Source organism: Prevotella sp. CAG:255 (genome assembly GCF_000431195.1).
Lineage (GTDB): Bacteria > Bacteroidota > Bacteroidia > Bacteroidales > Bacteroidaceae > Prevotella > Prevotella rara.
In genome coordinates this window covers 20,516-40,012 of sequence record NZ_HF986793.1, presented here as the reverse complement: position 1 = coordinate 40,012, position 19,497 = coordinate 20,516, and the positions used below count along the sequence as shown (strand labels likewise).

The following is a 19,497-nucleotide window of genomic DNA, read 5'->3' as shown; positions in this document are numbered from 1 at the left end:
ATGAAAGGAAACATCTTTATAAAAAGGCCGGTTATGGCGCTGGCCATATCTATATTGATAGTTTTAGTTGGTCTTATCTCTCTCTTCACCCTGCCGGTTGAGCAATATCCTGACATTGCTCCTCCTACGGTGAGGGTTGAGGCTACTTATACAGGAGCTGATGCCGATGCTGTTATGAACAGCGTGATAATTCCGCTTGAGGAAAGCATCAACGGAGTAGAAGACATGATTTATATAACTTCAACGGCAACCAACTCAGGAACAGCTGAGATTATGGTCTATTTCAAGCAAGGCACTGACCCGGACATGGCTGCCGTGAATGTGCAGAACCGTGTGTCTAAAGCTGAAGGCAAACTTCCGTCGGCGGTTAAGAGCATCGGTGTCAGCACGACAAAGCGTCAGAACGGTTTCTTGCAGATAAACTCTCTTGTAAGCAAAGACAAGCGTTACGACGAGACTTTTCTTGCCAATTATCTTGACATAAATGTCATACCGCGTCTTAAGCGTATTCAGGGTGTAGGCGATGTCCTTGAGTTGGGTGATACATACAGTCTGCGTGTATGGATGAAGCCAGACGTGATGTCTCAATATGGGCTTATTCCTGCAGACGTAACTCAGGCGCTTGCAGAACAGAACATTGTTGCTCCGGCCGGTTCGCTTGGCGAGAACTCCGATCATGTTTATCAGTATACAATGAAGTATAAAGGCCGACTTAAAGAGGTGCCTGAATTTGAAAACATCGTAATCAGGTCGCAGAAAGACGGAACTGTGCTCAGACTTAAGGATATCGCAGATATTGAACTCGGAAAGCAGTCGTACAGTTATCATGGCGAAGTAGACGGTGTGCCCGGAACAACGTTTATGGTGTTTCAGGTGGCCGGAGCTAATGCTACGGCTGTGAATCAGCAGATAGCCGATGAGCTTGATGACATGTCGAAAGATCTTCCTGCGGGCTGTGAGTTTGTACAGATGATGAGTGTGAACGACTTCTTGTTCGCATCAATCGACACCGTGGTAGAGACGCTTGTTATTGCTATTCTGCTTGTAATAATGGTTGTTTATTTCTTCCTTCATGATTTCAAGAGCACCATTATTCCTTCGATATCTATTATCGTTTCACTCATCGGAACGTTCTCTTGCTTGCAGATTGCAGGTTTCAGCATTAACATCTTGACGCTGTTTGCCCTTGTGTTGGCTATCGGAACTGTTGTTGACGATGCAATTATCGTTGTTGAGGCGGTTCAGGCAAAGTTTGAAGTGGGGCATACATCGCCATATCTGGCAACGAAGGATGCCATGCACGATGTGTCAATGGCTGTTGTAACGTGTACGCTTGTGTTTATGGCCGTGTTTGTTCCTGTAACGTTCATGGGCGGAACGTCTGGTGTGTTCTACACTCAGTTTGGTGTCACCATGGCTGTCGCTGTGGGCATATCCTGCCTTAACGCCCTCACACTCTGTCCCGCATTATGCGCTATGCTGCTTAAACCAGAAAGCAATAGCGGAGTTAAGAAAGGATTTAATGCGCGGATTAAGGCTGCATACAATGCATCGTATAAGGTGATGTTGGGCAAGTATAAGCGTGCTTTGATGTTCTTCTTCCATCACAGATGGATGGGGTGGGCATCGCTTGGTGTTACGGTCGTCTTGCTTGTTTACCTTATGAATACGACAAAGACCGGTTTTGTCCCTCAGGAAGATCAGGGAACAATCATGCTGAACGTAAGTACTTCTCCGGGAAACTCTCTGACTGAAACCAATAAGGTTATGGACAAGGTGCAGGCCATTTTGCAGAAAACTCCAGAAGTAGACCATTTCTCACGCATTACGGGCTATGGCCTCATTTCAGGACAGGGCACATCATATGGTACAGCCATTATAAAGCTGAAGACATGGGATGAACGCAAGGGCAAGGAGCATAATGTTGATGCCGTGATGGAACGCCTTAACAGACAGCTCAGTGAAATAAAGGAGGCTCAGATATTCTGTTTTCAGCCGGCCATGATACCCGGTTACGGAACGGGCAACTCTACCGAGCTGTATCTGGAGGACAAAACCGGCGGCGATATAGCGAAGTTTTATGATACTACGGTAAAGTTTGTAGCCGAGTTGAACAAACGTCCTGAGGTGGCCATGGCATATTCTTCTTACTCAATGTCATTCCCTCAGATTGCCGTTGATGTTGATGCTGCAAAATGCAAGCGTGCCGGAATATCTCCTAATGATGTCCTTGATGCTTTGGGAAGCTATTGCGGAGCTTCGTATGTGTCTGACTTCAATAAGTTTGGAAAGGTTTATCGTGTACAGATTCAGGCTTCGCCAAAGTTCCGTCTTGATGAACACGCTCTTGACAACATGTTTGTACGCAATGGAGACGAGATGGCACCGCTAAGCCAGTTTGTAACAATAAAGAATGTTCTTGGTGCTGAGCTGGCACAGCGCTTCAATCTGTATAACACGATTCCGGTTAATGTCAATGCTGCAGACGGATATTCTTCGGGACAGGTTCAGACTGCAATTAAAGAGACTGCCGAAAAGATGCTGCCGTCGGGCTATGGATATGAGTATGGAGGTATGGCACGCGAGGAGGCCGGAAACAGCGGTGCGCAAACGGCGTTTGTATATTTCATGTGCGTCATTCTTATTTATCTCATTTTGTCATGTCTTTATGAGAGCTTCCTGTTGCCGCTTGCGGTCATCTTCTCAGTGCCGTTTGGACTTATGGGCTCGTTCCTCTTTGCAAGACTGTTTGGCATAGAGAACAACATTTATCTGCAGACCGGTGTGATAATGCTTATCGGATTGCTTGCCAAGACAGCCATTCTTATTACGGAGTATGCCGTTGAACGTCGCCGAAAGGGATTAGGTATAGTTGCTTCGGCCTATTCAGCAGCCCAGGCCCGTTTCCGTCCTATTGTCATGACGGTTCTGTGTATGGTCTTTGGCATGCTGCCGCTTATGTTCTCGTCGGGTGCAGGAGCCAACGGCAACAACTCTTTGGCTACTGGTGTGGTAGGAGGTATAACCATAGGTACCATAGCTTTGCTTTTTGTAGTGCCTCTGTTCTTTATAGTCTTTGAATATCTGCAGGAGAAGATCAGAACACCTCTGCAAGAGGAAGACGACTTGCAGTCGGTTGTAGAAAAAGCAAGGACAATGATAGAAAAAGGTAAGTTGAACATTGAAAACAAATGAAAATGAGGAAAGCGTTTTATATGATATTTGCGGCTGTAATGATGTGCAGTTGCGGAATATATACAAAGTATGAGCCGCAGACTTCAGTTCCTGACAACCTGTATGGTGACTCATTGTCGTATGGCACGGACACTGCAAGTCTTGGCAATGTATATTGGCGTGAATTATTTACGGATACACTGTTGCAGAATCTGATAGAAGAGGGACTGGCAAACAACACAGACTATAAGTCGGCTCAGCTTAGGATTGAGGAGGCTGAGGCTACATTGTTGGCTGCAAAGTTGGCCTATCTGCCTTCGTTTGCCTTTGCCCCGCAAGGCTCTGTAAGCAGTTTCGATAATCAGAAGGCAACGCAGACTTATCAGTTGCCTATTACAGCAAGCTGGGAACTGGATGTGTTTGGACGTATACGCAACGCCAAGCTGCAGGCAAAGGCTCTTTATGCCAAAAGCATAGATTATAAGCAGGCTGTGCGTACGCAGCTCATCGCAAGTATTGCTAATGCTTATTATACATTGCAAATGCTTGACGCTCAGCTTGATTTGACAGAACGTACCATGGCTTCATGGGAAGAGACTGTTGAAACAGCGCGCGCCTTGATGAAGGCCGGGCAATATAATGAGGCAGCAGTTGCACAGATGGAGGCATCCCTTCATAGTGTCAGGGCGTCTGTGCTTGACATAAAGGAGCAGATAAATCAGACAGAAAACAGCCTGTCTATTATATTGGGCGAGGCTCCTCAAAAGCATCAGCGTGGGAAGCTGTGCCAGATGCAGCTTGATTGTGACATAACCGTTGGTGTGCCTTTGCAGATGTTGTCTAACAGACCTGATGTAAGAAGTGCGGAACGTAGCCTTGAGGCTGCGTTCTATGCCACCAATCAGGCACGTTCGGCCTTTTATCCCCAGATTACGTTGAGCGGTTCTGTCGGTTGGACAAATGCTGTAGGTTCGGCAATCCTGAATCCGGGAAAGTTTTTGGCAGAGGCTTTAGGCTCGTTGACTCTGCCTCTGTTCAATAAAGGGCAGAATGTTGCACAGCTACGTATATCAAAGGCGCAGCAGGAAGAAGCTCGTCTGGCTTTTCAGCAGGCATTGCTGAATGCCGGCAGTGAAGTTAATGATGCTCTTACTGCTTATCAGACAAGTCATGCCAAGACATCTATTTACAGCAAGCAGGTGGAATCGTTGCAGACAGCATTACGCAGCACGAAGCTTTTGATGCAGCATGGTAATACAAATTATCTTGAGGTGCTTACGGCGCAGCAGTCGTTGCTAAATGCTGAACTTCAGCAGGTTGCCAATATGTTTACTGAAGTGCAAAGTGTGATAAGCCTGTATCAGGCTTTAGGAGGAGGACGTGATTAACTATTTGTCAGATTCTTATGTGCCAGGACTAATTTGCTGATGTGTATCCGCTTGCTAGTCCGGGTAGAAAGCAAACGTCAGCGGATAATAATGACAGACTTGACATAAATAAAAAATATTGGGATTATATGCGCAAGTTTTAATGTTAGTTTGTTTTGGTTTGTATGCCGGCAAGTATTATTGTCGTATGCTTGTTTGATATTTGGTATAGCAATGGTATCATTGCCGGCATTTTTTGATGAGCTATTATTAAATAGAAAGTGTTTGTCGTTTGATTTGATATATCCAAGATCAGCACAAAAACATGACTTTATTTCATACTATTTTCTATTAATTCTTTCCGTCAGACTTTTAGTCTGGCGGATTTTATTTCATTCAGGCTGAATATTTTGCTTATTGTTATGTGTAAGGCTGTGATGTAGTCAAGATTGATAGAGTTATGCTGATTGTTTTTGGATGTTGTTTCAAAGGCAATCTGTTAGATGTCTTGTTATGCAATAAAGCGTAAATGATTTTTTATAAAAAGTCATCACTCATCACATTCGTATGTAACTTGTTGATTTTGTGTACTATAACGTGTGATGAGTTGATTTTCCAACTCATCACATATATTATTGTCACGGCTTGACTTATTGAACTGATTTTATTGGTGATAAAGTTATAACAGACTTATTGTCAAAGTGTTATGTAATAAAACATTTAGGGTTATGATGAAAATCGTTTTGATGATTTTTCTTGTTGCAAAAGCATAGTTCTTGCATTGTAATATGTGGCATATTGAAAGCTAAAAGCATACCTTTTGCATCGTAATTTGCCGTGTTTTACATAGCCGTCATGCAGGCTTTAATATTTAGTCTTGCGTAGATGGTGATTTATTAAGTCTTTTGAAGACTTGATTATATAAAAGCAAAAACCGCAAGACTGTGTCCTGCGGTTTTTAATCTCCTTTTAACTGTTGTAGCTAAATTATTTAGCTGTGTCAGCAGCAGCTGTGTCAACAGCAGCTGTATCAACAGCAGAAACAGTGTCAACAGCAGCTGTATCTGTTGTGTCAGCACCCTCAGCCTGAGCTGTTTTGTTACCACAAGATGCGAAAGAGATAGCTGCGATAGCTACGAACATTAAAACTAACTTTTTCATTTTCTTTGCTTTTTAAATCTGTAAAACAATCATTTGTTTATTAAAACGCTGCAAAGGTAAGTATTTTTTCAATACGTTGTTCCCTTTTTTATTCTTTGCTTTTTAAATCTGTAAAACAATCATTTGTTTATTAAAACGATGCAAAGGTAAACATTTTTTTGATACGTTGTTCTGCTTTTAGTAATTTTTTTCATTCATTTTTGTAACTTTTTTGTAAGTAATTGATTGTCAATCAAATACGAAATGTTAATTTCTTTTAATTAGGGATGGCGCTTAATAAATAGTTTTTACTGTGTCTGTTAATTCCTACTTTTTATTATCTTTGCATCGAGAAAATCATAGAAATATCAGAAGAAAAGCAGATGTATGCATTATATATAATAAGGTGTGTGCATGGCAGGATATTTGAAACGGCACAAATGTGCCTGAATTTATATGTGTCAGGGAATGTGTAGCCGGATGGGCGTTGGTAAATCCAGTGACATTGCTTTCTTTTCTGATGGTTGATAATACAGGTCCGATAAAATTGCAATATTAAAATCGGACGGAAAAGTAGAAAGATTAGATTATGATAGATACATCAGCCTTTCAAGGTAAAAAGGCGGCCTTTTTCACATTAGGCTGCAAATTAAATTTTTCAGAGACATCCACCTTTGGCCGTTTGTTGTCAGAGATGGGGGTGAGTACGGCAGATGAAGGCGAGGTTGCTGACATTTGTATAATAAACACATGTTCTGTTACAGAAGTTGCCGATCATAAATGCCGACAGGCCATACACAGGATGGTGCGCAATCATCCGGGAGCCTTTGTCGTTGTAACCGGATGTTATGCTCAGCTGAAACCTGAAACAGTGAGCCAGATAGAAGGAGTTGACCTGGTGCTTGGAGCTAACGAGAAAGCCAACCTTATTCAGTTCTTGTCTGAAGCATGGGGAGGCGTAAAAAACGGTGAGGCGCTGCACAGATATCATACACAGAAGACAAAAGACATTAAGACTTTTGCACCGAGCTGCTCGCGTGGTAACCGTACACGTTATTTTCTTAAGGTGCAGGATGGCTGCAACTATTTCTGTACATATTGCACCATTCCTTACGCCCGTGGCTTTAGCCGTAATCCGAGTATTGCGTCGCTTGTTGAGCAGGCTGAGCAGGCTGCGGCAGAAGGAGGCAAGGAGATTGTTCTCACCGGCGTGAATATCGGAGATTTTGGCGAAACAACGAATGAACGTTTTGTCGACTTGGTAAAGGCTTTGGACAAGGTAGAAGGCATAAAGCGCTATCGTATAAGCAGCATTGAGCCAGACTTGCTGGATGATGAGCTTATAGAATATTGTGCTCAGAGCAGGGCTTTCATGCCTCATTTCCATATACCGCTTCAGAGCGGGTCTGATGAAGTGTTGCGCCTTATGCATCGCCGTTACGATACAGCGTTGTTTGCTCATAAGATAAATCTGATAAAGAAAGTAATGCCCGATGCCTTTATCGGTGTGGATGTGATGGTTGGAACACGCGGCGAAAAGCCTGAGTTGTTTGAAGAGACTTACAACTTCCTTCAGTCGCTCGATGTTACTCAGCTTCATGTGTTCCCTTATTCAGAGCGTCCGGGTACAATGGCTTTGAAGATTCCTTATGTAGTGTCTGATGGTGACAAAAAACTGCGCAGCAAGCGTCTTCTTGATATGTCAGACAATAAGACTCATGCTTTTTATGAGCGTTTCATTGGATATGAGGCTGAGGTGTTGTTTGAGAAGGCTGCCAGAGGAAGAGCCATGCATGGGTTTACAAAAAATTACATTCGTGTAGAACTGCCGCCGTCACCTGACAACGACAGACTTGACAATCAGCTCGTTAAGGTGAAGCTGGGTGACTTCAATCATGATAAAACAGCACTAAAAGCTTTATTGTAAAATGGAAAAAGTTGCTATCGTAATATTAAACTGGAATGGGGCAGAGATGCTGAAACGCTTTTTGCCTAATGTGCTTGAATATTCGCGTAAGGATGCAACTGTTTATGTTGCAGACAATGCATCTACTGATGATTCGCTTGAAATACTTAAACAACGCTTTCCTGAAGTTCGCCTGGTGCTTCTTGAAAAAAACTGGGGCTTTGCCGAGGGATATAATAAGGCTTTGGAACAGATTGAGGCAGAATATTATGTATTGCTGAATTCAGACGTTGAAGTTGCCCATCATTGGCTGGCACCTTTGGTGGAGTTTATGGACAACCATCCTGAGGCTGCAGCTTGTCAGCCAAAACTGTTGTCTGAGAAAGATCATGATTCTTTTGAATATGCAGGAGCCAGTGGCGGATATCTTGACCGTTATGGCTATCCTTTTTGTCGCGGCAGAATTTTTGATACTGTTGAGGCTGACAACGGACAATATGATTACGATGCTGAAGTGCTGTGGGCTACGGGAGCATGTATGATGATACGTTCTTCAGATTTTAAGTCGTCAGGAGGTTTTGATGCCAGGTTCTTTGCCCATTGCGAGGAGATTGATTTGTGCTGGCGCCTGCGTCTGATGGGACGTAAGATTTTCTGCATACCAGACAGTTTTGTCTTTCATGTCGGCGGCGGCACTTTGCCTAAGAACAATCCGATGAAGACATATCTTAATTTTCGCAACAATCTGTTGATGCTTTACAAGAATTTGCCTGAAGACAGGTTGCGTAGTGTGTTCCGTATGCGTTTGTTCCTTGATTATGTCGCTGCGTTCAAGTCATTGGCCACAGGCTGCATAGGTGATTTCAAGGCAATACTTAAAGCCAGAAGAACATTCAGAAAATGGCTTCCTGAATATCGTGAGATAAGAAAACAGGTGCAGCAGATGCGCAAGACGGATAACGTGGAAGGTATATTCGGTTTCTCTATATTATGGCAATACTATGCTAAAGGGCATAAAAAATATTCTGAACTGAACATTAGCAGAGACCGCCACTGATTCTGCTTACGTGCCGGAATGTGCTTGTTTGAGCTCAGTTTTTGGTAAAGCCTAAAGATAAGACACTGAATTTTATGTTATTATAGTGTGCTGAGATTTTCTGCGCACATGATATTATTGTCGAACCGCTTGTAACGACATCATCAATCAGCAGAATATGTTTGCCGTCAAGGTCATGTTCTTTATCTATGCTGAAAACGTCCTTAACGTTGTCCAGTCGTTGCCAGCGGTTCATTTTTGTCTGGCTTTGCTTAAATGATTTTCTTTTTACGGCATTGCCAACAATCTTTATTTTAGTTATTTCGTTTATTCCTCTGGCAATTTCCATACTTTGATTATATCCTCGTTCCCTTTGCCTCTTCTTTGTCAAAGGTATAGGAATTATCAGGTCTATGCCGTCAAAGAATCCGTCTTGTCTTATCTCTTCTGCCAGCATACGCCCCATAAGTTCGCCTGTTTCCGGGTGGTTGAAATATTTTAAAGAAAGTATTATACGGCTCATTTCTGAATGTGGCTCGTAGAAGAACAATGCGGCAGCCTTTTCTATCTTAATCTGCCCCCAGAAAAGTTTTGCCATTTTGTTTTCATAGGGATTTTTTGAGAATAACGTTCTTGGCATGTGCAGGTTGCATACAGCACAGATAACGTCTTCGCTTATAGTAAGTCTTTTTCCACATACGACACACTGTTTTGGTGCTATGAAATTAAGCAGGCGTACAATGTATTCAATAAAAATACTCATGGAAAAATATAGTTTTACGTGTTTTTAAAGTATCAGAATAAAATATGAGAATGCAAGAAGGCATAATCACCTCTGCATTCTCATATTCATATTTCTAAACAATTAATAGCTGCGTGCAATAATAACTCTGCATTTTGCAGGCTTGCCTGAAACCATGTCTGTTCCAGGTGTTTGCTCAACGCCGAAAGGCACACATCTTATCGTAGCTTGAGTTTCTTCTTTTATCTTTGCTTCTGTTTCTGCGGTACCATCCCAGTGGCACAGGAAGAAGCCTCCCTCCTTTACCTTCTCCTTGAACTCATCGTAGTTGTCACATTCATAAATGTGGGCATCACGATAAGCTTTGGCTTTCTTGAACATGTTGTCCTGAATTTCTTTCAGCAGATTTTCAACTCGTTCAACTATGCCGTCAACGGGAACTGTTTCTTTCTCAAGAGTATCGCGGCGCATAATTTCGAGAGTGTTGTTCTCGAGGTCGCGTCCGCCCATAACAAGACGTACAGGAACACCTTTGAGTTCATAGTCGGCAAACTTGAAGCCAGGGCGTTTGTTGTCGGCATCGTCATATTTAACAGATATTCCGGCATTGCGAAGAGCAGTGATAATCGGAGAAAGCTTTTCGGTGATGGCCTGCAGCTGTTCGGCGCCCTTTGTAATAGGGATAATAACAACCTGAATAGGAGCGAGTTTCGGAGGCAGAACCAGTCCGTTGTCGTCAGAGTGAGTCATTATTAATGCACCGATGAGACGTGTTGAAACACCCCATGATGTTGCCCAGACATATTCAGGCTTGTTCTCTTTATTAAGATAAGTAACGTCGAAAGCCTTTGCAAAGTTTTGACCAAGGAAGTGGCTTGTTCCGCTTTGCAGGGCCTTGCCGTCCTGCATCATTGCCTCAATAGTGTAAGTGTCAAGAGCTCCGGCAAATCTTTCTGTTTCGCTCTTTACACCCTGAACAACAGGTACGGCCATCCACTGTTCTGCAAAGTCGGCATATACATGAAGCATCTTCTGTGCCTCTGCTTCAGCCTCTTCACGTGTGGCATGTGCAGTGTGGCCTTCCTGCCACAAGAACTCTGATGTGCGGAGGAACGGGCGTGTACGCATTTCCCAGCGCATCACGTTGCACCACTGGTTACACATCAGTGGCAGATCGCGCCATGAATGAATCCAGTTTTTGTATGTATTCCATATAATGGTTTCAGATGTTGGGCGTATAATCAGTTCTTCCTCAAGACGTGCTGCGGGATCAACTTCAACGCCGCTTTTGTCTTCTTTTGCGCGTAAGCGGTAATGTGTAACAACGGCACATTCTTTTGCGAATCCTTCAACATGCTCGGCTTCTCTTGAAAGGAATGATTTTGGGATAAGCAACGGGAAGTATGCATTCTGTGCTCCTGTTTCTTTAAACATCAGGTCAAGCTGGTGCTGCATCTTTTCCCAAATTGCATAGCCGTAAGGTTTGATTACCATGCATCCACGCACGGCAGACTGCTCGGCCAGGTCAGCCTTTACTACAAGGTCGTTATACCACTGACTGTAGTTGTCAGCTCTTTTTGTCAGTTCTTTTAGTTCTTTAGCCATGATAAAAATTGCTTTCTTATTCTAATTTGACTGCAAACTTACTAAAAATAGCTGAATTATGCTAATAAAATAGTGTAAGAAAGATATTTTATGATAATTAAATCATGCTCAGGTTGACAACATAAATGTCTTTGGTGATTATTTTAAATAAAATAATTTATATTTGTCATAGACAGATGCATACTTTGTTTTATATTCCGGTGCATTGTATAGGTTTTTGTGTGATATTGCAGCTTTATGTTCTTTTAAAAAATGTTGTAATTAAATCAACATGTTAGGTTAAAAAATGTTCAATTTAATACATTATTAATATCATTATGTGGTTTTAATTATAAAAACATGTTTTTAATATTGTTTGGTATAAAAAAAAATTGTACTTTTGTCTATGTGAATTTTTAAATATTTTAGATTATGAAGAAAATTAAAGTTGTAATATTTGCCCTTTGCGCGGCTGTTGTAGTAAGTTGTAGTACAAAGGCAGGAACCGGTGCGTTAATCGGAACTGGTGGTGGAGCATTGGTCGGAGGTATTATTGGTAAAATAGCCGGCAACACAGCAGTTGGTGCTGCAGTTGGTGCTGCAGTTGGTGCCGGTACCGGTGCTTTGATCGGCAACCACATGGATAAAGTAAAGAAAGAGGCTGAGGCACAGCTCGATAATGCCAAAGTAGAAGAAGTTACTGACGCAAATGGTCTGAAGGCTGTAAAGGTTACATTTGATTCTGGTATTCTTTTCGCTCTGAATAAGGCAGACCTTAACACAGCATCAAAGAATGAGCTAGCAAAGTTCTCTAGCGTATTGAAGAATAACAGCACATGTTCGGTTGACATTCAGGGATATACTGATTCAACTGGTAATGATGCAATAAACGTTCCTCTGAGTCAGAAACGTGCTGAGGCTGTTTCTTCTTATCTGAAGTCATGTGGCGTTAGCTCAAATCAGATTCAGAAAGTTCAGGGCTATGGCTCTGCTAATCCTGTAGCTGATAACTCAACATCAGCAGGACAGGCTCAGAACCGTCGTGTTGAGGTATATCTGTATGCAAGCCAGGAAATGATTGACGCTGCAAATAACGGAACATTGAACTAATTTTTGATACTTATTAGATGAGCAAGTTCAGATTTCTGAGCCGCATAATACGTTGGATGGTGGTAGCTTTCTTTGGCTCCACCATTCTTGCTGTTGTATTGTTGCGTTTTATTCCCGTATATTTCACGCCGCTGATGTTTATCCGTTGTGCAGAGCAGATAAAGGACGGTGAAAGTATCAAGATGCATCATCATTGGGTGCCTTTGGATAAAATATCACCTCATCTGCCGGTTGCTGTTATGGCAAGTGAAGACCAGCGCTTCTTGCTTCATCACGGATTTGATTATAAGGCGATAGAAAAAGCCGTGGAACATAATATGTCGAGCAAGAAAAAGCGTGGCGCAAGCACCATATCGCAGCAGACAGCAAAGAACGTGTTCCTGTGGCCGGGCCGTTCATGGATACGCAAAGGTTTCGAAGTTTATTTTACAACGCTGATAGAACTGATGTGGAGCAAGCAGCGGATAATGGAAGTTTATCTTAATTCGATAGAGATGGGCCCCGGCATTTATGGCGCCCAGGCTGTTGCTGAGGACAATTTTGGCAAGGATGCCGTTGACTTGTTTAGAGGCGAATGTGCTCTAATAGCTGCCACTTTGCCCAATCCGCTTAAATTCAGTTCAAAAGATCCTAGCGGATATATGCTTAAGCGTAAGCGTCAGATAGAGCAGCAAATGAAGTTTATACCATCTTTTCCAAAAGAAGGAGAAGATATCGACCCTTCGACATCTGCGGGCGGCGTATATCGCAATATGAGATAATACACAGCAGCAACAATTGTATGATGACGGTTCTGACTAATAATTTAGCCTAATATTTATATTGCCGGCAGCGCATGCGTCTTGCGTTTTGATTTGTTTGTGCGGCATGAAAATTAAATGTAATTGTAAATAATGGATTGTACCTTTCTTGATGAGCTGAACGACAGCCAGCGTGCAGCGGTGGAGTTTTGTGACGGACCGTCGCTTGTTATTGCCGGAGCCGGTTCAGGCAAAACCCGTGTGCTGACATACAAAATAGCATATTTATTGAGCCTTGGCATGAAGCCATGGAATATACTTGCACTTACTTTTACCAATAAGGCTGCAAACGAAATGAAGCAGCGAATAGGAGGGCTTGTTGGCGAAGAGGTGGCAAGGTATCTGTATATGGGAACTTTTCATAGCATATTTTCGCGTATTTTGCGTGTTGAGGCAGAAAGACTTGGCTACGCAGGCAACTTTACAATATATGACGAGAGTGATTCGAGGAGTCTGATTAAAGCCATTATCAAGGAGATGCAACTCGATGACAAGGTGTATAAGCCGGCGTCTGTTCATGCGCGAATAAGTATGGCTAAGAATAATCTTATGTTTCCTGATGAATATGCCAGGACCCGAAGCCTGATAGAACGTGATGCTGAACAGAAAGTGCCGGCTGTGTCGGCTATATATTCGGCGTATTGCGAGCGCTGCAAGAAGGCGAATGCAATGGATTTTGACGACTTGCTAATAAATACATATCGTCTGCTTGTTTCTGATGCTGATATACGCAAGAAATATTCTGAACGCTTTAAGTATGTCCTTGTTGATGAGTATCAGGATACAAACTCCGTACAGCAGAAGATTGTATGGCTGCTGGCTGAAGATCACATGCATGTTTGTGCCGTAGGTGACGATGCACAGAGTATTTATGCCTTCAGAGGTGCAAACATAGACAACATCCTTGATTTTCAGAAGCAGTTTGCAGGAACGCGTCTGTTCAAGCTGGAGCGTAACTATCGCAGTACCAAACGTATTGTTCAGGCGGCAAACAGCCTGATACGTCACAATGAACGGCAGATACCGAAAGATATTTATAGCTGCAATGCCGATGGTGATAAACTTTCAGTTAAACCGGCATACAGCGACCGTGAAGAGGCTATTATCGTTTGCAATGAGATTAAGCGGATAAAGCGGGCTGACAGATGCGGATATAATGACTTTGCCGTGCTATATAGAACAAACTCACAGAGCAGAAGTTTTGAGGAAGCCATGCGAAAGGTGAGCATTCCTTATAAAATTTATGGCGGACTCAGCTTCTACCAGCGTAAGGAGATAAAAGATGTCATAGCGTATTTTCGCCTTGTTGTAAATCCTGACGACGAGGAGGCTTTTAAGAGAATTATAAATTATCCTAAGCGTGGAATAGGCGACAGCACTGTGGCAAAGATTGCCGCTGTGGCCTCCGCAAATGGAGTGAGCTTGTGGCGTGTGATATGTGAACCTGCTTTGTACGGATTTAATCCAAGCAAAGCCACGCTTACAAAGCTGGATGCCTTCAGGTGTCTGATAAGTAGTTTTATTGAGAAGTTTGTAACGGTTGATGCCTATGCTTTGGGTGTAGAAGTGGTCAAGGCCAGCGGTATTTCTGCAGATATATATCAGGATAAGACTCCCGAAAACATAGCCCGTCAGGAGAATGTCGAGGAATTGCTTGGCAGTATACAGGAGTTTGTTGAAGGCAGGAAAGAAGAAGGCCGTGCTGATGAGGTTCATCTTACAGACTTCTTGCAGGAAGTGTCATTGCAGACAGACCTGGAGAGCGACGACGGAGCTGATGGTGAACGTGTGTCGCTGATGACTGTGCATAGCGCCAAGGGACTTGAATTCCCTGTGGTATTTGTCGTTGGACTGGAGGAGAATATCTTTCCGAGTTCTCTGTCAATGGGCAGCAGGCGTGAACTGGAGGAGGAGAGACGACTGCTTTATGTGGCGATAACGCGTGCAGAACGCCATTGTATATTGACATACGCAAAGAACCGTTACAGATATGGAAAGGTTGAGATGGAGTCGCCGAGCCGTTTTCTGACAGACATCTCGCCTGAGTTTGTTGACGTTGAAGATGCCAAGGATATATTTATGAGGGCAACATCTTCTTATTCTTCCAGAGGGTCGTTGTTTTCTTCTGACAACAGGTGGCAGAACAGCCGGCCTGTGGCTAGTCAGTTTAAGGCTGATCCTAAGCCGCGTGAAGCAGTTCATCGTGACGTTCCTCCTGTGTCTGATACATTTTCGCCTCGTTTCAGGCGTCTTCAGGCTGCAGCGTCAAGCGCTGTTTCTGCTAAAAAGTCGATGGCAAATTCAAGCCAGGTGAAGGAGAACAGTGTGATTGAGCATGAGCGATTTGGTATTGGAACTGTTATAAGACTTGAAGGTGTGGGTGAAAATACAAAAGCTACTGTGCAGTTTAAGAATGCCGGCATAAAGCAACTGCTGCTAAAATTTGCACGTTTTAAAGTAATTGGATAAGCAATTTGTTTCATATAGAGGTATCAGACAATAGATTAATTTGTCTGATACCTCTTTTATTTTATATACTTTTCTGAGAATGCATTTCTGTGAATATGCGTTTTGACAGAATGTTCTGAAAATCGATAATTCTGTGTCTTTCTGTGTTTTAATAACAGACCATTTCTTGAGCGAATAATTTATTCCGGCTTCTGACAGGTATTTTTGCAATAAAATGCTGTGCATATGTAAGTCGTTGACTGCTAATATTTTGTATGAAGATGGACGAGAGTGTGCATTAATGACTGTAGTTCTATATTGCAAAACATACCCTTTTACAGTCTAAAAGACGGCTTTTTGTGATTTCAAATATACTTGTTTGCATGATGAAACTTACTTATTTGTGATGGATAACATACTGTATTTGGTCTGAATACTCACAGACTTGGCTGTTTGATGGTCTTATTTTTACTTATTTCGGCAGAAATAGGGCTTGTTTTATCAAGTTTTCAGCTTTCTGTTTCTAGTTTGGTGATTTTTATGGACAATCCTGATTTTACATTATGTTATTATATATTTGAATTTTACAGCCAAAATGTCATCTGCTTCTTGCACGCTGTAATATTGTAATGTTATGGTTAAGGTTGCTTGTTTATTGTATGTCATATAAAACAATAACCGGACTGTTCTTTAATTAGAGCAGTCCGGTTATACTTATTTAATATGAATTGTTTACAGATGTTTTCTTTATCTTAGGCAGATGTTTCTTTTTTCTTAGCCATTCAGCTTTTCTCTTCTCATATTCAAGCTGATGCTTTTCCAGATAATTGTCGGCCATTACTCGTGATTAAATTTACTGTAAATAACATTTATCTTTATCGGCTCGTATGGGTTCTCACTGCCGCCAACAAGTTTTGTGCTTGTCAGACTCATGTCATGCACAATCTTTACAATTTGGCTCGACGAGTTTGTCGTTACCGATACAGGTATTACCACAACTCTGTTCCAGTCGGGATGTTCGTTCAGCCAGTTTGAATTCTCAGCCAGTCCTTTTTTCTTTATGTCAGCCATATATGTTATCATGCCTGATATATTATTAAATGTATACTGGTTTGTCGACGAGCTGTATGTCGCAATGAATGATTTCTTATAATCAACATTATCGCCGTTCTCAAAGAACGTATACAGGCTGTCCTTCGGTATCATCAGCAGTGTGGAAGGCGCGCTGAGAGAATACTCGTCGTGAGTATTGTTGTTGATTCGTGTAAGCGATATCTTTGCCGTATTTATTGTGTCATTGCTGTGGTTTTCTGTTATTTCGTCCACAGGCAATGTGATTTCTGTGAATATTCCTGCCGGAGTTTTCAGATATGTACAAGTGTTGTCGTTTGCAAGGTCAGCAATGTTCTGCTTGTCATTTGATATATTTGTTGTCTGAAGAACCTCCTCGGTTGCAGAGAACGAAGTTGTACCTACGTATGTAGAGTCGTTGAGGTATCTGAAATAGATGTTCAGCTGACTGACTGTTATGTAAGCCATTGAGCCGATGCCGTCGTTGGTCTTGAAATAGAAGCCTGGGCATACCTCATGAATGAAGTTATATGAATTTTTAAACCTGTCGGGATCCTCATAATACATACGCATAATATATGTACCATAATTATTATAGGTTACACCATTCTTGTCTGTGTAAGGCTTGTTCAGGTTTATTTTTATATTAGGTGTATAGCTGCTTTCGTCAGCTCTGTCTTCGTCGCTTATGCTCAGGTCGGTCAGAGTGTACGTCTTGTTTACCTTCATGCCGTCGTTGCGGATAAGTCCTTCCGCGATAGGGTCGAAGTTTGAATAATATTTCACACCCTCTTTCATCGGCTCGTTCATCTCGTAAGCAGTAATATTCATTGTTGCCAATGAGTCGCCGTAATAGTCGTTATAGAAGAGTCTTATGCTACATGAATCGGCTATGACTTCTCCGTCCTGCAGACTTATAATGCTGTCTTTCTCTGGAAGCTTGTAGTTTTCCAGTGTGCTGAACTGTGCCATAAAGTCACCGGTGATATAATTTCCTGTCTCTATATCACGTATTTTACCTAGATATCCAGTTGTGCTTCGTGACAAGACTGAGTCTGCTACAATAGACCTTGTTGCAACGTTGAAAGTGTCAGTTGTTACTTTCAACATATCCATATTGTCTGTTAAAGAGTTGCCGATAGAATCGGTAGTGTCATCGCATGATGCAATCGTTATGCAGGATATTATTGCAATGACAGTATAGATAATAGTTTTCATTGAAAGTTTAATCTAATGAAACAATAGTATGTTATTCTGAAATGCTGTCGAATATTTTATCGTAAAATTCTTGATATGTCTGGCAGATGTCTTCCTCTTTTTCCGGATGGCTGATTACTGGCAGACCCTTTTCAGTTGCATATTTTATTATTTCAGGATTTACGTCAGCACCGGCTTTGACTATTCCGTCTGAATAGTCAATCGCAAGTTTCTCTAAATCCATGAAACTGAAGTCTTTATTGTAGTTATCCAGAATGTCAGACTTCACGTCGCGGAAGGCAATGCTGTCTTTGAATTTTTCGCCGAGTCCGCCTTTCAGCTCTTCAGAGAAAAGGGATGTAACAACTTTTGTGTTAGCAAACGACGGTTCCTCCCTGTATGCTGTTTTTACATAAAGCGGAATTGCTGAGCACATCCAGCCTTGACAATGTATTACGTCGGGTGTCCAGCGCAGCTTCTTTACGGTTTCAAGCACGCCACGTGCAAAGAATATTGCACGCTCGCCGTTGTCGTCGTATTCAACTCCGTTCTCGTCTTTTGCCATAAGCCTCTTTGTAAAGTAATCCTCGTTGTCGATAAAATAAACTTGGATTCTTGTTGCAGGTATTGAGGCAACCTTGATAATAAGCGGATGGTCTGTCTCGTCGATAATCAACATCATTCTTGACAGACGGATTACCTCGTGAAGCTGTCCTCTTCTTTCGTTGATATTTCCCCATTTAGGCATGAACGTCCGTATCTCATATCCTTTCTCTTGTATGATCTGAGGTATCTGACGGCCTAAATTTGACATTTCGCTTTCAGGAACATAAGGAGTAATCTCTTGATTTATAAATAATACCTTTTTTGCCTTCATGATGTTAATTTTTATCCTTGCAAAGGTACAAAAAAAACTTCGTATACGGGTAACTTTTTTTATAAACTTAGAGAAATGCCTACTCTTATTGGCATATTTTTTTAATTATTCTTTTTTATTTAAGAAATTTGTTGTTATTTTGCACCTCAATTTCGAGGTGTTAAACATTTATACAATGATTGTATTTCATAAAATAGTAGAACTTCAAAACGCTTTGTTTGCCGACCGTAAAGCCGGGAAAACTGTGGGACTGGTGCCCACGATGGGCGCCCTGCATGAGGGACATGCGTCTTTGGTTAAGAAAAGTGTAGAGGATAATGATATTACGGTAGTTTCTGTTTTCGTTAATCCAACACAGTTTAATGACCCTAAAGATTTAAAATCATATCCTCGGACTGTTGAGGACGACTGTAAACTGTTGGAGAAGGTTCATGCCGATTATGTGTTTGTGCCTTCTGTAGAGGAGATGTATCCTGTTCCTGATACACGTCACTTTGAATATCCTCCGGTTTCTACCGTAATGGAGGGCGCACATCGCCCAGGACATTTTAATGGCGTATGTCAGGTTGTAAGCAGATTATTCTATATCGTAAATCCGGACAGAGCTTATTTCGGAGAGAAAGACTGGCAGCAGATAGCTGTAATTAAAGCTATGGTTAAGGCTTTGTCTTTGAAGGTGAACATTGTTGAATGTCCTATAGTCCGCGATGCAGACGGACTGGCTCGTTCTTCACGCAATGCGCTCCTGTCAAAAGATGAACGTGCAATTGCTCCTGTTATATTCAAGGCGCTGAGCGAAGGTGTTGAATATAGCGCAAATCACAGTGTAAAAGAAACTCACGATTTTGTTGTTGGTGCAATAAATGCTGTCGACGGACTTGACGTTGAGTATTTCGAGATTGTAGACGGTGATACTCTTTTGCCTGTAAACGAATGGTCTGACTCTGACTATGTCGTAGGTTGTATAACTGTTTACTGCGGCTCACGTCCTGTGCGTCTTATTGACCATATTAAATTTAAGGAGCCGAAGTTGTAGGATACTTTC

The 19,497-nt window shown here is 42.1% G+C and carries 14 protein-coding genes; 8 read left to right on the top strand and 6 right to left on the bottom strand.

The annotated features are described in order from the left end of the window. Both QVO66_RS04115 and QVO66_RS04110 read left to right on the top strand, forming a co-directional pair. Positions 1-3,195, top strand: a complete 3,195-nt coding sequence (locus tag QVO66_RS04115) for an efflux RND transporter permease subunit (protein ID WP_287602522.1) — start codon at positions 1-3, stop codon at positions 3,193-3,195. 2 nt (positions 3,196-3,197) lie between these two features. Continuing rightward, the gene (locus tag QVO66_RS04110) at positions 3,198-4,562 is read left to right on the top strand and encodes a TolC family protein (protein WP_288172573.1); all 1,365 of its coding nucleotides are present in this window, start codon (positions 3,198-3,200) and stop codon (positions 4,560-4,562) included. Between the two features lie 966 nt (positions 4,563-5,528). Here QVO66_RS04110 and QVO66_RS04105 read toward each other — a convergent pair. Then, positions 5,529-5,702: a PG1828 family lipoprotein gene (locus tag QVO66_RS04105; protein ID WP_021854141.1), complete on the bottom strand. Its 174-nt coding sequence runs from the start codon at positions 5,700-5,702 to the stop codon at positions 5,529-5,531. 568 nt (positions 5,703-6,270) lie between these two features. On the opposite strand from QVO66_RS04105, the gene mtaB reads away from it, so the two are divergent. Then, complete coding sequence (mtaB, locus tag QVO66_RS04100; RefSeq protein ID WP_021854140.1) at positions 6,271-7,608, top strand: tRNA (N(6)-L-threonylcarbamoyladenosine(37)-C(2))-methylthiotransferase MtaB; 1,338 nt, start codon at positions 6,271-6,273, stop codon at positions 7,606-7,608. Between the two features lies 1 nt (position 7,609). Then, positions 7,610-8,644, top strand: coding sequence for a glycosyltransferase family 2 protein (locus QVO66_RS04095; protein WP_021854139.1), 1,035 nt, complete (start codon positions 7,610-7,612; stop codon positions 8,642-8,644). 34 nt (positions 8,645-8,678) lie between these two features. Here QVO66_RS04095 and QVO66_RS04090 read toward each other — a convergent pair whose 3' ends face one another. After that, positions 8,679-9,221 carry a ComF family protein gene (locus tag QVO66_RS04090; RefSeq protein WP_369678042.1) on the bottom strand — a complete coding sequence of 181 codons (543 nt, stop codon included), beginning with the start codon at positions 9,219-9,221 and terminating at the stop codon, positions 8,679-8,681. Between the two features lie 267 nt (positions 9,222-9,488). Continuing rightward, complete coding sequence (proS, locus tag QVO66_RS04085; protein WP_021854137.1) at positions 9,489-10,970, bottom strand: proline--tRNA ligase; 1,482 nt, start codon at positions 10,968-10,970, stop codon at positions 9,489-9,491. 411 nt (positions 10,971-11,381) lie between these two features. Between proS and QVO66_RS04080 the strand changes: the two genes are divergently transcribed. The 3 genes from QVO66_RS04080 to QVO66_RS04070 all read left to right on the top strand — a co-directional run bounded on the left by QVO66_RS04080 (position 11,382) and on the right by QVO66_RS04070 (position 15,328). Continuing rightward, positions 11,382-12,059 (top strand): OmpA family protein, encoded by a 678-nt coding sequence (locus tag QVO66_RS04080; protein WP_021854136.1) that lies wholly within the window; start codon positions 11,382-11,384, stop codon positions 12,057-12,059. 17 nt (positions 12,060-12,076) lie between these two features. Further along, the gene (gene mtgA, locus QVO66_RS04075; RefSeq protein WP_021854135.1) at positions 12,077-12,820 is read left to right on the top strand and encodes a monofunctional biosynthetic peptidoglycan transglycosylase; all 744 of its coding nucleotides are present in this window, start codon (positions 12,077-12,079) and stop codon (positions 12,818-12,820) included. A gap of 132 nt (positions 12,821-12,952) precedes the next feature. Further along, complete coding sequence (locus QVO66_RS04070) at positions 12,953-15,328, top strand: ATP-dependent helicase (protein WP_021854134.1); 2,376 nt, start codon at positions 12,953-12,955, stop codon at positions 15,326-15,328. A 697-nt stretch (positions 15,329-16,025) separates the two neighbouring features. Here the strand turns inward: QVO66_RS04070 and QVO66_RS04065 are convergent. Genes QVO66_RS04065 through QVO66_RS04055 form a run of 3 tightly spaced genes read right to left on the bottom strand, consistent with a single transcriptional unit; the run spans position 16,026 to position 18,452 of the window. Beyond that, positions 16,026-16,145, bottom strand: a complete 120-nt coding sequence (locus QVO66_RS04065; protein ID WP_021854133.1) for a hypothetical protein — start codon at positions 16,143-16,145, stop codon at positions 16,026-16,028. Beyond that, the gene (locus tag QVO66_RS04060; RefSeq protein WP_021854132.1) at positions 16,145-17,596 is read right to left on the bottom strand and encodes a DUF4270 domain-containing protein; all 1,452 of its coding nucleotides are present in this window, start codon (positions 17,594-17,596) and stop codon (positions 16,145-16,147) included. Before QVO66_RS04060 ends, QVO66_RS04065 begins: the two co-directional genes overlap by 1 nt. Positions 17,597-17,627: 31 nt before the next feature. Further along, positions 17,628-18,452 (bottom strand): glycogen/starch synthase, encoded by an 825-nt coding sequence (locus QVO66_RS04055; RefSeq protein ID WP_021854131.1) that lies wholly within the window; start codon positions 18,450-18,452, stop codon positions 17,628-17,630. Positions 18,453-18,627: 175 nt separating this feature from the next. Here QVO66_RS04055 and panC point away from each other — a divergent pair, with 175 nt between their 5' ends. Further along, complete coding sequence (gene panC, locus QVO66_RS04050) at positions 18,628-19,488, top strand: pantoate--beta-alanine ligase (RefSeq protein ID WP_053398483.1); 861 nt, start codon at positions 18,628-18,630, stop codon at positions 19,486-19,488. The last annotated feature ends 9 nt before the right edge of the window (positions 19,489-19,497 follow it).